The sequence below is a fragment of the Nocardioides sp. SR21 genome (assembly GCF_022761125.1).
Classification (GTDB): domain Bacteria; phylum Actinomycetota; class Actinomycetes; order Propionibacteriales; family Nocardioidaceae; genus Nocardioides.
This window is the reverse complement of sequence record NZ_JAKWJR010000006.1, coordinates 44,155-59,405: the sequence shown is the minus strand read 5'-3', so window position 1 is coordinate 59,405 and position 15,251 is coordinate 44,155. Positions and strand designations below refer to the sequence as shown.

The window sequence follows — 15,251 nt, the reverse complement described above, 5'->3', positions numbered from 1 at the left end:
GACCCCCACCGGGTGCACCCCCCGGTGGGAGGGGGTGGGGACCGCCGGGTGCACCCCCCGGCGGTCCCCGCTCCCAGCCTTGCTGCACAGCCATCATGACCGATGGCCGCAACCGGCCCTTTACCTAGAACTGGTGGCCCGAGGTCCTGGTCTCGGTCTCCGGTCCCGACCACCCCACCTGGTGCGCCAGACCGACCGCGGCGATCTGTGAGGAGACCTCGAGCTTGGCGAGGATCGACCGGACCTGCGTCCGGACGGTGGCTTCGGACACCGTGCCGTGCATCGCGATGTCGTAGACGGTCCGGCCCTTCAGGAGATGGCCGAGGATCTCTCGCTCGCGGGCGGTCAGCCGGCCCAGCCGCTCGTTGAGCACCTGCTGGTCGTGGAGGCGGAGCTGCCGCTGCCGGATGAGCGAGGCACGCTCGTCCTCGCTGAGCACGGGCAGGCCCCTGACGCTGTTGCGCACGGTCGCCAGCACCTCCTCGAGTGAGCTCGTCTTCAGCAGGACGGTCGCGGCGCCACGCTCCAGGCACTCGCCCCAGGTCGCGCGGTCGCCGATCCCGGTGATGATGACGACCACGGCCCCCGCGCGGACGGACGGCTCGATCAACCGCATGCCGTCGCCGTTGCGACCCAGGTCGAGGTCGAGCAGCAGGACGTCGGGATGGAACCTGGTGATCGCGCCGACCAGCTGGGCGGTGGTGCCACCGTCCGGTGGGAGCACGATCCGGCGGGCGTCGTAGCGCTCCAGCCGGAGAGTCGTCGCGAGCGACTCGGCGAACAGCTGGTGGTCGTCGACGATGCCGACGCGCACGGCAGAGGCGTGGGGCTGGCTCATCGTCGCCGAGCGCCGACGTCCGTGGCGTCGTGGTCGTGACCGTGCATCTGGCCTCCTTGCGACCAAGTATGCCCAGCGAAGCGACACCGTGTGATCAAGGACACGGCGCCGGACTCGTGCCCTGCCTCGTCCCGAGTTCGTTGCACCACCGCTGTGCTCGCAAGGATTGGCAGGTTCTCCGGATGTCGCCCTCGGAACGATCGACGTACCTGCTCGCCCGGAGGGCGGGCCCACCAGCCGCAGCGGGTCACCGCTCGCCCCGCACTCGATGGCGTGCGGGGGATGAGCGAGAGACGGCGCCAGGTCCCCGATTCGGGGGACGGAGGGGACCATTGCGCCGAGTACACCCTCCTCGAATGTGCCGGCTGCGGCTGGTGAGAGAACGGGAGCCCGCCACCTCGATCCCATCCTCCGCAACTCACGCGGGAGGGGCATCCCCAAATGTGGGTGACCTCCGCGCGCCGCGTCCGAGGGACGGGCGATGACCGGCCGGGCCGCGTCGCGATGCGTCCGGGTCGTCGCGGAGGAGCGCGTGGTGGGCGAGACCGTCGCCGCAGCGCTGGCCGACCGCGGGTTCGACGTCGTCGCGGTCGCGCCGCCCGAGGGGCGGACAGGACGGGTCGGGCTGCTCCTCGCCGCCCTCGACACCGGGGCGAGCCTGGCGTTCGCCCGCGCCGCCATCGGCGACCACGGCGTGCCGTGGGTCGTCGTCGTCCACTGCGCGGGCGAGCCTGACGGGGACCGCATCGACGAGCTCAACGCGGCGATGGTCCTGCGCTCGGACGCGACGATCCCCCAGATCGAGTCGGCGCTCGACAGGCTGCTCGGCGATGCCGGGCCCGAGGACTGACGAAGGAAGGGCGTCAGTCCGCAGGGCCGACCTGGGCCGCGTCGGGGTTGTCCTCGACCCAGTCCTCGACCTTGTCGTCGTACACCGCTTCCCACATCCGCTGGGCCGCGGCGAAGTCGAGGTAGACCACGCTCTGCCCCGACTCGTCGCCGTACCCCTGCACGGGCGTCGACAGCAGGTCCAGGTCCCGCCCGCGCATCCCGCGGAGGTCCAGCAGGGTGGAGCGCATCTCGCCGGTGGACCACTCGGAGTCGACGGAGAGGTTGCGGGTCGCGATGTCGAGCAGGTCGTACGTCGCGAACGGGTCCTTGCTCCGCAGCGTGGAGATCGACGCGCGCATGAGGCTGAGCAGGTAGGCCTGCTGGCGGCGCACCCGGTCCAGGTCGCCGTTCGGCAGGCCGTAGCGCTGCCGCACGTAGAGGAGCGCCTGACGGCCGTCGAGCGTCTGTCGTCCCTGGGACCAGACGACGTTGTTCTGCGGGTCCGTGACCGTGCGCGGCACGGTCAGCGTGACCCCGCCGACGGCGTCGGTGATCGCCTCGAACCCGGCCCAGTCGACGACGGCCAGGTGATCGATGCGCAGCGCGGTCAGCCGCTCGATCGTCTCGATCGCCAGCGATGGTCCGGCCAGCGAGAACGCGGCGTTGATCTTGTTCATCCCGAAGCCCGGCACGTACACCCACGAGTCACGCGGGATCGAGATCAGGCTGGCGCCCTCCCGGTCCGCGTCGATGTGGAGGATCATGATCGTGTCGGTCCGCTGGGCGCCGGGCACCCACTCGCTCGCGGTCGCATCGGTCCCCGTCGTCGGCTCCGTCGAGCGCCGGTCGGTGCCCATCAGGAGGATGTTCATCGCCTCGCCGGCGGCTCCGGGCGCTCGCGCCGGCCGGTCCTCGAGGCCGGCGAAGACCTGGTCGATGTGGTGGACCTGCCCTCCGAGCCGGGACTGCAGCCACAGCACCGTGCCGGCCGTGGCGACGCCGACGACCACGGTCACGACCAGCAGCGCCACCAGCGCCTGGCGGAGCAGCCGTCGGCGGTCGGGTCGCGGCGGTGTCTCGTGGACCGTCCACCCCAGCTCGCCCAGGTCGGATGCCGTGGTGGTCGCGTCTTCGGTGCTTGTCCCCATGGCGATTCAGCATCTGCTGGTCCGAAGGCTTCTAACCCGTGTGCCGACAGGACTCACCAAAATTGGCGAAAGGTCCGTGCCGCTGGGCTTTCGTGCCTGTGCGGCTGACAAGCATGGCTCGTGATCACACCTTCCGGAGTGATCATGTCGAGATCGTGGCCGGCTCCGGGTCCCCCCGAGACACCCGGGGCCGGTCACGGCAGGTGGGTGGGGAAATGCTTCGAGGTCTCGTCGCGAGATTGTCAACAGTGCTGGCCGTTGTCCTGGCCGCCGGGGTCGTCGCCCTGGTGCCCGCAGCGCCCGCCGCTGCCGAGCCGCCGGTGCTGCTCGGCACCCTCGTCGGCCCGTCGCAGGCCGCGATGTATCCCTCGGGAACCGAGGTCGATCGGGTCAACGACCGGCTGGTCGTCGCCGACACCGGCCGCGACCGGATCCTCATCTACTCCTTCACCGGGACCCTGCTCGACGAGTTCGGCGAGTACGGCACCGCGGACGGGCAGCTCGCGAGTCCGCGCGACGTCGCCGTCGACGGCGCCGGCAACATCTACGTCGCCGACGCCGAGAACAACCGGATCCAGAAGTTCAACTCGGCAGGAGACTGGCAGTGGACGAGGGGCGGCCTGGCGAACGGCGCCCAGACACTGAACACCCCGATCGGGGTCACCTGGGACTCGCAGCACAACCTGCTGCTCAGCACCTCGACCGGTCAGTCCCTGATCAAGGCATGGGACACCGCAGGTGGCCTCGTCTGGACGTCGCCCAGCGGCAACGACCTGGGTGCCCACGGCATGCGGGACGTCTCGCGAGGGCCGGACGGCCGGCTGTGGGTGACGGCGTACAAGGAGCACCAGATCAAGGTGTACGACACCACCGGCCTGAACGGGCGGATCACCACCACCGACACCACCCCGGTCTGGACGCTCGGTGACGGTGTGGTCGGGGGCCACGGCGACAACCAGCTGAACTTCCCCTACAACGTCGTGTTCTCGGCCGACGGCAACACCGTCTACGTCTCCGACACCGGCAACGGCCGGATCGCACGCTGGGACATCAGCGGCGCCCAGCCCCAGTGGCTGGCCCCGTGGGGCGGCAAGTGCACCGTCCATCCGCAGCCCTGCGCCGACCCCTCCACCGGCCAGGACCAGGGCAAGTACAACCACTTGCGCCGGGTCGCCATCGACGAGGACGGCAACGTCTATGGCGCGGACTTCTGGGGAAGCGGCTTCTGGGTCTTCAGCCCCACCGGGCAGGTGCTGCGCGCGATCGAGGGTGACTCGGCACCGGCGCCGGGCGTGGCCGAGCCGCACGCGGTCGACGTCAACCCAGCCACTGGGCAGGTTTACGTGATGGACCGGCTCAACCACCGCATCGAGCAGTTCCAGCCCGACGGCACCTACGTGCGCAAGGTCGGCGCTCGGGCGGGTGCGGACGCGAAGGCGACGTTCTCCTGGCCGGAGGGCCTCACCGTCGCCCCGAACGGCGAGGTGTGGGCAATCGACACCCGCAACGACCAGCTCGACCGGTTCCCGAGCGACCTGAGCACGGGGACCGTGCCGCGCTACGGCAGCACGGGCACCGGGGCCCAGAACCTCAACTACCCGTCGAACGCCGACGTCGACAGCAGCGGGGTGGTCTGGGTCGTCGACACGCGCAACCACCGGATCCAGAAGCTGAACCCGACCACCGGCACCTTCTCGTCCGTCGGTAGCCAGGGCTCGGGCGCCGGGCAGCTCCAGGACCCGATGGGCATCGCGGTGACCGCGAGCGCCGTCTACGTGGCCGACACCGGCAACGACCGTGTGCAGAAGTTTGCTCTCGACGGCTCGTTCCTGGCGGAGTACACCGGCCTGGACGGGCCGGAGGGCATCGACGTCGCCCCCGACGGGACGGTCTGGGTCGCGGACACCCAGAACAGCCGGCTCGTGCACCTCTCCGCCGGCCTCGCGGACCTCGGCGACGGCTTCGGCTCGCAGGGCAGTGGCGACCTGCAGTTCTTCAACCCGCACGACCTCGCCTTCGGCAACGACAAGATGTACGTCGCCGACACCTACAACAACCGCGTCCAGGTCTTCTCGATGCCCGGCCCGGTCGACCCACCCCCGACGCCACTCACGCCGGAGTACGTCGACCAGATCTCCGACGACGGTGGGGTCGCGCCCTTCTACCCGGCAGGCGTCGAGATCGTCGACGGCACCTGGTACGTCGCCGACTCCGGCGGCAGCCGGGTGATCACCGTCGACCCGGCCACGGGCGCGGTCACGCCCGTCGCCGAGTCCGGCCTGAACGACCCGCGCGACCTCGAGCTCGACGCGGCCGACCCCACGGCTCTCTGGGTCACCGACACCGGCGGGAGCAAGATCGTCCGCCTCTCCCGGACCGGCCAGCAGCTCGGAACGGTGGGGACCGGGAGCCTTAACCAGCCCTACGGCCTGGCCAACGACGCCACCCGGGTCTACGTGGCCAACACGTACGGCTCCCCGGCCTCGGTCAAGGCGTTCAACCGAGACGGATCCCTCGCCTGGAACAAGTCGGACGGCTGCGGCACGCCGTTCTCACGGCCGCGCGACGTCGGCCTCGCCGACAACGGCCAGATCGCCGTGGCGGACACCGACAACCATCGGATCGTCATCCTCAACGCGGCCGACGGCTCCTGCGTGAGCTCGTTCGGTGGCAACGGCACCGGCGCCGGCAAGTTCAAGTCGCCGCGCAGCGTCACCGCTGACGGATCCGGCGGCCTGTGGGTCGCGGACGCCTTCAACTACCGGGTCCAGCACCTCACGATGGCCGGCGCGACGATCGGCACCGCGATGCCGGTCGGCACCGTCGGCGACGGCGCCACCCAGTTCCGCTCGCCGCACTGCGTCACGCCGGTGCCGGGCACGACCGAGGTCGCGGTGTGCGACACCTTCAACTTCCGCATCCCGGTCTACGACGGCTCCGGTACGACGCCGACGTACGACCGGACGGTCGGGGGGACCAAGCCGACCAACGGCGGGTTCAACGGCGCCTTCGCGGTCGCCTACGGCCCGGACGGCTCGCTCTACGTCGCCGACTGGTTCAACCACCGCATCCAGAAGTTCGATGCCGACGGTGACTACGTCCGGCAGTGGGGCGGCTACGGCTCGGGCAACGGCGGCCTCATCTTCCCGCGCGGGATCCTCGTCTCGCCCAGCGGCGAGGTCGTCGTCACCGACAGCGAGAACAACCGGATCGACGTCTTCAACGCCAACGGCGACTACCAACGAGCCGTCAAGCCGAAGACCGGCCTGGCCCTGAGCCGCCCCCACCAGACCGCGCTCGACGGAACCGGCGGCTACTGGATCGCCGACACCAACAACAGCCGGATCATCCACCTCGACTCCGACGGGGACGTCGTGGGCACGCCGACCACGGTCGCGGGCAAGCCCGAAGGCATCGCCGTCGACACGGACGGCACGGTTCTGGTCTCGAACACCCAGAACAACCGGGTCGAGCGCTACACCGCGAACGGCGTGCTCGTCGGACCCGTCGTCGGGTCGACCCAGGTCAACAAACCGGGCGGGCTGCTGGTCACCGGGACCGGCGACGAGCGCCGGCTGTGGATCGCGAGCGCGGGCAACGACCGCGTGGTGGTCGTCGACGTCGACGGCCAGATCGAGACCTTCGGCACCAGCGGCGGCGGTGAGGGGCAGCTCGAGCAGCCGCGCGGCGTCGCCTTCGACCCGACGCGCGAGAAGATCGCGGTGGCCGACTTCGGCAACAACCGGGTGTCCCTCTGGGACCCCTTCGGTGACCCGCCGCCGGCCGACACGGTCGACCCGACGGTCGCCTTCACCGCGCCGTCGTCCGGGGCGTCGCTGCCCGCAGGCACCGTCGCCGTGACCGGGACCGCCGGCGACAACACCTCGGTCTCCGCGGTCGAGGTCGCGGTCCAGCGCCCGGGTGGTCAGTGGCTGCAGGCGAACGGCACGTGGGGCGGCACCCAGCAGTACGTCGCCGCCACGCTCGACACGCCAGGCGGTGGCTCCACCGGGTGGACGCTCTCGTTCAGCGCCACGACCGCGGGCAGCTACACCATGACGGCGCGCGCCACGGACCAGGCCGGCAACGACGGCACGGCCACCCGCGGCTTCAGCGTCACGCCGCCCGACACGACCGCGCCGGGCACCACGATCGCGACACCGGCCACCAACGCCGTCCTCGCGCCGCCGACGATCACGGCCACCGGTTCCGCGACCGACAACGTCGGCGTCGCCTCGGTGACCATCCTGGTCAAGGACCGCGACAGCGGCCTGTGGCTGCAGACCAACGGCACGTGGGGCAGCACCGCCGGAAGCGCGGGACGTCTGGCGACGCTCGCCAACCCGGGTGCGACCAGCACCGGCTGGACGATCGACGTCCCGCTCGGCGCCGGCAACTACCTGATCACGGCCCGGGCGCGCGACGCGGCCGGCAACCAGACGGCGACAGCTGCGCAGAAGCAGTTCGCGGTCCGGGTGTCCGACACCGTGGCGCCCGACGGCACCATCACCACGCCCGCCAACAACGCGACGTTCCCGATGGGTCCGGTGTCGATGACCGGCAACGCGACCGACAACCTCGGCGTCGACCAGGTCCTCCTCGCCATCCAGGACACCGTCACCAAGATGTACCTCCGTGCGAACGGCACCTGGACGACGCAGTACGGGACCATCACGGCGACGGTGACCAACCGCGGTGCCACCAGCACGGGCTGGACCTACACGTTCACGCCGCCGGTCGGGAAGAAGTACGCCGTCACGGCGATCGCCCGCGACGCCGCCGGCAACCAGGACGCCACCAAGCCGCGCAACGTCTTCACGGTGCAGTGATGGGCCGGCACCTGCTCCTCCCGACTCCTCCGACACCGGCACGTCGGCGCTCCCGCAACGCGCTCGCGCTGCTGGTGCTCGGCACGCTGCTGGTGGCGCTGCTGCCCACGTTCGTGCGGATCGGGCCGGCCTTCGGCGCGACCACGCTCCAGGCGGTGCGCATCATCGGCGGTCCGGGACACGCGGGCCACTACGGATGGGGCGCCGACAGCATCACCACCGGCCCGCGAGCCGGCAACGTGCTGATCACGGACTACTGGAACTTCCGGATCACCGAGTTCGACCAGCAGGGCAACGTGGTCGGACACCCGGTCACCAACGACGGCAGGCACCAGGCGCCGTACGACGTGGCCGTCAACCCGCTCAACGGCAACATCGCGTTCGGTGACGTCGACGCCGGGATGCAGGTCGACATCTACTCCGCGAGCGGGACCTACCTCCGCTCGTGCGGCAACGGATCCCGGTGGCAGTACCCGGCCTGGCTCGACTACGACCCCTTCGGCCGGCTCGCGGTCGCGGACAGCCGCGGCCACAAGATCGTCATGGTCAACGACGCGAACTGCAGCGTGCTCTACCAGTTCGGCAGCCTCGGCGGCGGCGCCTCGCAGCTCAACCAGCCGCGCGGGGTCGACTTCGCGACCGACGGCACGTTGTGGATCCACGACAACGGCAACCGCCGGGTCGTCCAGTGGAACGTCGGGCCGACCTCGGCGACGCGGATCAAGTCCTTCCCGGTGTCCGCCGGTGACCTGCGTGGCCTGATGGTCCGCGACGGCGAGGTCTACAGCGTCAACGCAGCCCAGGCCCGCGTGAACGTCTACAGCGCCGCCACCGGGACCTTCCTCCGGTCCATCGGCGGCGGCCAGCTCGTCGACGGCGGTCGCGGGATCACCGCCGACGGCGAGGGCAACGTGTGGGTCGCCGACATGCCGAGCTTCCAGACCTTGAAGTTCACCCCCCAGGGCGAGTTCCTCCTGTCAGCCACGGAGCCGCCCGGCCCACCGCCGGTCGGTGGCTACAACCTGCCGGAGAGCGTCGCGGGCTTCCCCGACGGCACCGTCGCCGGCATGGACTCCTTCAACTGGCGGGTCAACGTGCACGACGCCGACGGCACGCCGCGGCTGGCGTTCGGCACCCGCAGCGTCTTCAACTATCCGCGCGGCATCGCGGCGCACCGCAGCGCCAACCAGGTCGTCATCGGCGACACCGACGCCTCGCAGGTCGAGAAGTACACGCTGTCCGGGCAGCGGGTCTGGACGGTGAACGGCGTCAAGCCGTGGGGCGTCGCGGTCGACCAGGTCGACGGGCGCGTCTACGCCGCGGAGTTCAACAGCAACCGGATCCGGGTGATCAACAGCAACGGCACGCTCGGAGCGACGTTCTCGGGTGGGCTGTCCCAGCCGCGCGCCGTCGCCGTCGACCCGACCGACCGCTCGGTGTGGGTCTCCAACTACAACAACGGGCGGATCGTGCACTTCTCGTCCACGGGGCAGGCGCTCGGCTCGTTCGCGAGCGGCGCCAACCTCGCGGCGGGCATCGCCGTGGGCGAGACCACGATCTTCCTCGCGGACAAGAACGGCAACCAGATCCGGATGTACACCAAGTCCGGCACGCCCGCCGGCACGTTCGGTGGCAGTGGAACCGCGCTCGGCCGGTTCCGGAACCCGACCGGTCTCGATCTCGTGGGAGACCGGCTGTACGTCATGGAGTTCGGCGGGGAGCGCATCCAAGAGCTCCGCGTCGTCACGAGCTGAACACGAGACCAGGGGACTTCGAGGGATGGGGATCAGGATGCACGCACGACGGATCGCGGCCGCGCTGGCCGGCGTACTCGCGCTCGGCACGCTCGCAGCGACGATGACGGCAGCCGAGGCAGCGGACCCGGTGCCCGGTGGGACGATCGGCGGGCCGCTGCACGCGGAGATGTACCCCTCCGGCTTGGAGACGGCACCGGACGGCACCGTGGTCATCGCGGACACCGGCAACAACCGGGTCGCCAAGTACGCCGCCTCGGGCAGCCTGATCTGGCAGATCGGCACGCATGGCGCCGGCACCAACGAGTTCGACAACCCGCGCGACGTCGGTGTCGACGACGCCGGGAACATCTACGTCGCGGACACGCGCAACAGCCGGATCGTCAAGCTCTCCTCGAGCGGCGCCTGGCTCGGCTCGACCACCGGGCCCGCCACCGCGTTCTCCTTCCCGCTCGGCGTCTCCGCGAAGGGCAGCAAGGTCTACGTCGGTGACACCGGCCGGCACCGCGTCGTCGTGCTCGACCAGTCCCTGGCCGTGCTGCAGACCGTCGTGGCCAACGGTGTCTGCGCCAACATCAACGACAACCGCGACGCCCAGGCGGACAGCGCCGGCAACATCTACGTCGCGGGCTACAAGACCAACGAGATCGTGAAGTTCGCCCCGAACGGCACCTGCATCGGCAAGTGGGGTGGCACCGGCACCGCGAACGGGAAGTTCCGCACGCCGTACGGCGTCGCGACCGCGACGGACCCGGTCACCGGCGAGGAGCTGCTCTACGTCGCCGACGGGCTCAACAACCGGGTCCAGGTGTTCACCCTGACCGGCACGTTCGTCGCCGCGTTCGGCGGCTACGGCGAGCCGGGCCAGGCCGGCACGTTCACCACCATGCGTCGCGTCGCGGTCGACTCCGCCGGCAACGCCTGGGCCGCCGACCTGTGGGGCAACCGGATCGAGCGGTGGGACCGCACCCCCACCGGCTTCACCTACGACCGCACCATCGGCGCGGTCATGCCCGACCCGACCGACACCGCGGTCTTCCACGAGCCGCGGGGCATGGACTTCGCGCCGGACGGCGACCTCTGGGTCTCCGACACCGTGCACCACCAGTTCGTCCGGTTCGACGCCGACGGCGACATCGTCGACACGTGCGGTGAGCGTGCGGCCGAGGGAACGCAGCTCGGCCAGTTCAACTGGCCGCGCGGCATCGCCGTCGACCCGGCCACCGGCAACCTCTGGGTCGCTGACACCAAGCAGCACCAGCTGCAGGTGCTGAACGAGAGCTGTGAGGGCATCGGGTTCGTCAAGGACAAGCCGGCCGGAGCCGACACGCGCTCCTTCAACTGGCCCTACGACATCGCGATCCGGTCGAGCGACCGCTTCGCCTTCGTCGTCGACACCCAGAACCACCGGATCAAGGCCTACGACGTCGCGAACGCGGTCTTCCCGGCCGACAACAAGGGCCCCCTCCCGGCCTTCACCTTCGGCACCCGAGGCACGGGCCCGAACAACTTCCGGTGGCCGAGCGCGGTCGCCGTCGGGCCGAACGGGAACGTCTACGTCGCTGACCGGGGCAACAACCGGATCCAGGAGTTCACGTTCACCGCTGCCGGTGGCTTCAGCAACCCCCGGACCTGGAACGCCGGCGGGACGCTCGACCAGCCCGAAGGCGTGGCGGTCGACTCGACCGGCCGGGTGGTCGTCGCCGACAGCGCCGACGACCAGATGGTCGTGATGGCGGCGGACCGCAGCGTCGAGGCGACCGTCAGCGGCCTGCACCACCCGTCGGCCGTCGAGATCGGCGCGGGCGGCACCATCTACCTCGCCGACACCTACGCCGACGTGATCCGGACCTACACCATTCCGGTGGCCCCGCCGCCCGACACGATCGCGCCGGTGGCCTCGTTCTCGAGCCCTGCAGCCAATGCCCAGGTGCCGGTCGGGGCGATCACGATCACGGGCACCGCGACCGACAACCAGTCCGTCGCTGCGGTGTACGTCGCGCTGCGTCGCAACGACACCCAGCAGTGGCTGCGCGCGAACGGCACCTACGGAACCGGGCTCGTCTGGGTCCCGGCCACCGTGGCCAGTCCCGGCGCGACGTCGTCGGGATGGTCGTTCTCCACCGCCCTCCCGGTCACCGGCGGTTACTTCGCGCAGGTGCGGGTCGACGACGGGGCCGGCAACCAGAACGCCGCGCCGAAGCCAGGTCGCTCGTTCACCGCGGTCACGGCCGGCGACACGGCCACACCGACCGGCACCATCACCGCGCCCACGGCGGGCGCCCAGGTGACGTCCCCGGTCACCATCACGGGAACCGCCTCCGACGACAAGGGCGTCGCGAGCGTGAAGCTCGGGATCAAGCACAACGTCACCGGCCTGTGGTGGAACGGCACGGCCTGGCAGGCGGCCGCCGTCAAGGTCACGGCGACCTTGAACAGTCCGGGCGCGGCGTCGACGACGTGGTCCTACACGCTCACCGGCGGCGGCACCGGCAGCCAGGGCTTCTCGACCGACATCACCGACACGGCGGGCAAGCTCGCCACCGGGACCGGGAAGCCTGCCTGGCGGAACTTCACGGTGGTTCCGTGATGCGCCGCCTGCTCGCGCGGTTCATCGCGCTGGCCACGGTCGCGAGCGGCCTGGTGGTCGTCGGCGCCCTGACCCACAGCGCGGAGGCCGCGTGGACGGCGCCGTCGTTCGTCCGCTCGATCGGCGGCAACGGGCGACCCGGCGTCTTCCCGTGGGGAGCGCAGTACAACCCGGTCAGCAACGAGATCATCGTCGGCGACTACCTGAACAACCAGGTCCGTCGGTACACGCCCGACGGGCGGATCATCGGGTCGTTCTACCGGCCCAACTCGACCGGGCAGCCGTACTCGATCGGCGTCGACCCGCGCAACGGCGACATCTACGTCCCCGAGATCGCGGACGGTCAGCCGGGCAACAAGGTCGCGCAGTACACGAAGGACGGGGTCTTCGTGAAGGCGCTGACCCTCAACGGCATCGACTACCAGGCCTGGATCACGATCGACGGCAACGGCAACCTGGTCCAGGCCGACAGCCACTACTCCAACGACTCGGGCAACCGGCCGCAGGTGCGGGTCTGGCGGCTCTCGGACGGCCGCAACACGAAGTCGTTCAACATCTGGCCGTCGGGGACGACCAGCTCGAACGTCCCGCGCATCTACGGCATCGACGTGGACGCGTCCGGCAACTTCTGGCTGACCGACACGATGAACAACCGGATCCTGAAGTACAACTCCGCCGGGACCAGCGTGACCGTCTACGGCAACGGCGAGTTCCACGGCGACGCCCGCGGGATGGCGGTCGACGACGCCCGCAACCGGCTCTACGTCTCGGACCCGAGCGTCGGCCAGGTCCGTGTCTACAACCTCCAGGGCCAGTTCCTCGAGGCCATCGGGGGCGGCGCGGGCGTGGGTGCGCTCAACCTCGGCAGCGCCCGCCAGCCCGCGGTCGCGCCGAACGGGACCTTGTACGTCGCGGAGTACGGCAACGCCCGCGTGCACATGTTCACCGCGGACGGCGACGACGCCGGCTACTTCCCGCGCCCTGCCCAGCCGCCGGTCGCCGGCCAGTTCGGCGAGCCCCGCGACGTGGACGTGGACGACGAGACCGGTGACGTCTGGGTCGCGGACTCCTGGAACCAGCGCGTCCAGCGGTTCAAGGCGACCGGAGAGTTCATCGACACCTTCGGCACCCGCAGCGCGTCGCCGGAGTACGGCATGAACTACCCGCGCGGGATCGGCATCGACCCGGCCAGCCGCCGGGTCTGGGTCGCGAACCAGCGCGGTCACCACATCAAGCGCTACGAGTACGACGGCACGTTCGTCGACCAGCTCGGCAACGCGGAGTCGGACTCGGAGGCCGTCGGGTCCTTCCGCTGGCCGCTCGACATCGAGTTCTACGGCGGCAAGGCGGTGGTCTCGGACCGCAACTCGACCAAGGTGAAGATCCTGGACGCCGCCACCGGCGCCGAGACGAGCTCGTTCACCCGGTCGGGCAACCACGGCATGGCCATCGACCCGGCGAACGGCAACATCTACGTCGCCGACGGCACGAAGATCTACCAGTACAACCCGACCGGCACCTCGCTCACGCGGAGCTTCGGCTCGTCCGGCACCGGCGACGGCCAGTTCAAGCACATCTGGGACATGGTCGTCAGCAACGGCGTCCTCTATGTCACCGACGACCAGGCGTCGCGCATCCAGGCGTTCTCCACCACCGGCACGTTCCTCGGCAAGTGGGGCGGGTACGGCCAGGGCGCCTACCAGTTCAAGAACCCGTCGGGCATCGCGGCAGGCCCCGACGGCCTGCTGTACGTCGCCGACGCGGGCAACGACCGGATCACCGTGTTCGACCCGAGCAAGCCTCGCGGAGGCGGCTCCTGGCCGCCGCCGGTCCCCACGATCTCCTACCCCGGCAACGGTGCCACCGTCCCGGGTCGTCCGGTCCGGCTGTCCGGCGCCGTGACCGACGAGACGTCGGTCGCCTCGGTCCAGGTCGCCGTCCGCGACAACGCCACCGGGCTCTGGTACGACGCGACCAACTCGACCTGGTCGGCGACCCAGTCGTGGGCGAACAGCCCCCTGGTCGGCGACTCCACCACGAGCATGCGCTGGGCGTGGACGTTCATCGGTGTCGAGTACGGCGGCAGCTATCACGCGGAGGTTCGCGGCCTCGACGCCGCGGGCAACACCTCCACCGCGGTCCCGGTGGACTTCAGCGTCGTCGCCGAGGGCGCCACCGACATCGAGGCACCGGTCGCCGTGCTGACGAACCCGGCCCCGTCCGACAGCCTCGCCCTCGAGCCGCCGCTGGTGATCTCCGGCGAGGCCGCCGACGACACCGGCACCGAGGCCGTGGAGGTCCGGGTGCGGAGGTCGGGGACGAACCAGTTCCTCCAGCCGGACGGCTCCTTCGCGACCACCGCCGCGTGGATGCCGGCACAGCTCTCGGAGCCGGCGACCATCAACACCGCGTGGTCGTACCAGTGGGACGAGCCGGTAGCCGGCTCGTACGAGGTGTCGACCCGGACGTACGACGTCCTGGCCAACACCGTGCAGACCGTGCTCGGCGAGTTCGAGCTGACCGCGGTGCTCCCGCCGGACACGACGCCGATGACGCTCGACCAGCTGTCGCCAGGGCTCAACGCGACCGTGAAGGTCTCGCAGTCGGCCATCGCCGGGGTCGCGAACGACGACCGCTCGGTGGCATCGGTGGACGTCGCGATCAGGGACAAGTCGACGAACCTGTGGCTGCGGTCCGACGGGACCTGGGGCGCGTTCGGCTGGCTGACGACCACCCTGGCGAACCCGGGTGCGGCCAGCACGGCGTTCTCGCGCTCCTGGCCCGCGACCCCGGGCTCGTACGGCTTCCAGCTCCGGTCCGCCGACGCTTCCGGCAACGCGACGAGCGTCGCGTTCCGCAGCTTCACGGTGATCAGTGACGACACGGTTCCGGACACCACCGCGCCGGCGTTCAGCCAGCTCCTGCCGGGCGTCAACGCGGTCGTCCCGGCCTCGGGGGCCGACATCACGGGCGTCTCGACCGACGACCGCGTGGTCGCCTCGGTGGACGTCGCGATCAAGGACAAGACGACGAACCTGTGGCTGAAGGCGGACGGGACCTGGCAGGCGACGTTCGTCTGGGTGCCCGCGACGCTCGGCAGTCCCGGCTCCGCGAGTACGACGTTCACACGTACGTGGGCGGCGGCTCCCGGCTCCTACGGGTATCAGCTGCGGACCGCCGACACCTCGGGCAACACGACCAACCAGGCCTTCAGGAGCTTCACCGTCAACTGACCGGCCACACGACCAGGGGGAACCAACG

General features: G+C 70.5%; 7 protein-coding genes. 5 read left to right on the top strand and 2 right to left on the bottom strand.

Annotated features, from left to right (window positions below; genetic code table 11):
* Positions 1–124: 124 nt before the first annotated feature.
* Positions 125–838, bottom strand: coding sequence for a response regulator transcription factor (locus MJ604_RS12430; RefSeq protein WP_243058776.1), 714 nt, complete (start codon positions 836–838; stop codon positions 125–127).
* Between the two features lie 481 nt (positions 839–1,319).
* Here MJ604_RS12430 and MJ604_RS12425 point away from each other — a divergent pair, with 481 nt between their 5' ends.
* Positions 1,320–1,688: a hypothetical protein gene (locus MJ604_RS12425; protein WP_243058774.1), complete on the top strand. Its 369-nt coding sequence runs from the start codon at positions 1,320–1,322 to the stop codon at positions 1,686–1,688.
* A gap of 13 nt (positions 1,689–1,701) precedes the next feature.
* On the opposite strand, the gene MJ604_RS12420 is transcribed toward MJ604_RS12425, so the two are convergent.
* A complete protein-coding gene (locus MJ604_RS12420) occupies positions 1,702–2,817 on the bottom strand; it encodes an LCP family protein (protein WP_243058772.1) in 1,116 nt (371 codons plus the stop codon).
* Positions 2,818–3,065: 248 nt separating this feature from the next.
* On the opposite strand from MJ604_RS12420, the gene MJ604_RS12415 reads away from it, so the two are divergent.
* The 4 genes from MJ604_RS12415 to MJ604_RS12400 are packed head-to-tail and all read left to right on the top strand — an operon-like array spanning position 3,066 to position 15,223.
* Positions 3,066–7,646, top strand: coding sequence for an SMP-30/gluconolactonase/LRE family protein (locus tag MJ604_RS12415; protein ID WP_243058769.1), 4,581 nt, complete (start codon positions 3,066–3,068; stop codon positions 7,644–7,646).
* On the top strand, positions 7,646–9,400 hold the full coding sequence (locus tag MJ604_RS12410; RefSeq protein WP_243058767.1) for an NHL repeat-containing protein: 1,755 nt from the start codon (positions 7,646–7,648) through the stop codon (positions 9,398–9,400). The genes MJ604_RS12415 and MJ604_RS12410 overlap by 1 nt, the downstream gene beginning before the upstream one ends.
* A gap of 37 nt (positions 9,401–9,437) precedes the next feature.
* The gene (locus MJ604_RS12405; protein ID WP_243058765.1) at positions 9,438–11,990 is read left to right on the top strand and encodes an Ig-like domain-containing protein; all 2,553 of its coding nucleotides are present in this window, start codon (positions 9,438–9,440) and stop codon (positions 11,988–11,990) included.
* Complete coding sequence (locus MJ604_RS12400; protein WP_243059087.1) at positions 11,990–15,223, top strand: Ig-like domain-containing protein; 3,234 nt, start codon at positions 11,990–11,992, stop codon at positions 15,221–15,223. The genes MJ604_RS12405 and MJ604_RS12400 overlap by 1 nt, the downstream gene beginning before the upstream one ends.
* Positions 15,224–15,251 lie beyond the last annotated feature (28 nt).

Coding starts and splice junctions, on each gene's coding strand:
- MJ604_RS12430 (WP_243058776.1), bottom strand. CDS start 838: ATGAGCCAGCCCCACGCCTCTGCCGTGCGCGTCGGCATCGTCGACGAC.
- MJ604_RS12425 (WP_243058774.1), top strand. CDS start 1,320: ATGACCGGCCGGGCCGCGTCGCGATGCGTCCGGGTCGTCGCGGAGGAG.
- MJ604_RS12400 (WP_243059087.1), top strand. CDS start 11,990: ATGCGCCGCCTGCTCGCGCGGTTCATCGCGCTGGCCACGGTCGCGAGC.
- MJ604_RS12410 (WP_243058767.1), top strand. CDS start 7,646: ATGGGCCGGCACCTGCTCCTCCCGACTCCTCCGACACCGGCACGTCGG.
- MJ604_RS12420 (WP_243058772.1), bottom strand. CDS start 2,817: ATGGGGACAAGCACCGAAGACGCGACCACCACGGCATCCGACCTGGGC.
- MJ604_RS12405 (WP_243058765.1), top strand. CDS start 9,438: ATGCACGCACGACGGATCGCGGCCGCGCTGGCCGGCGTACTCGCGCTC.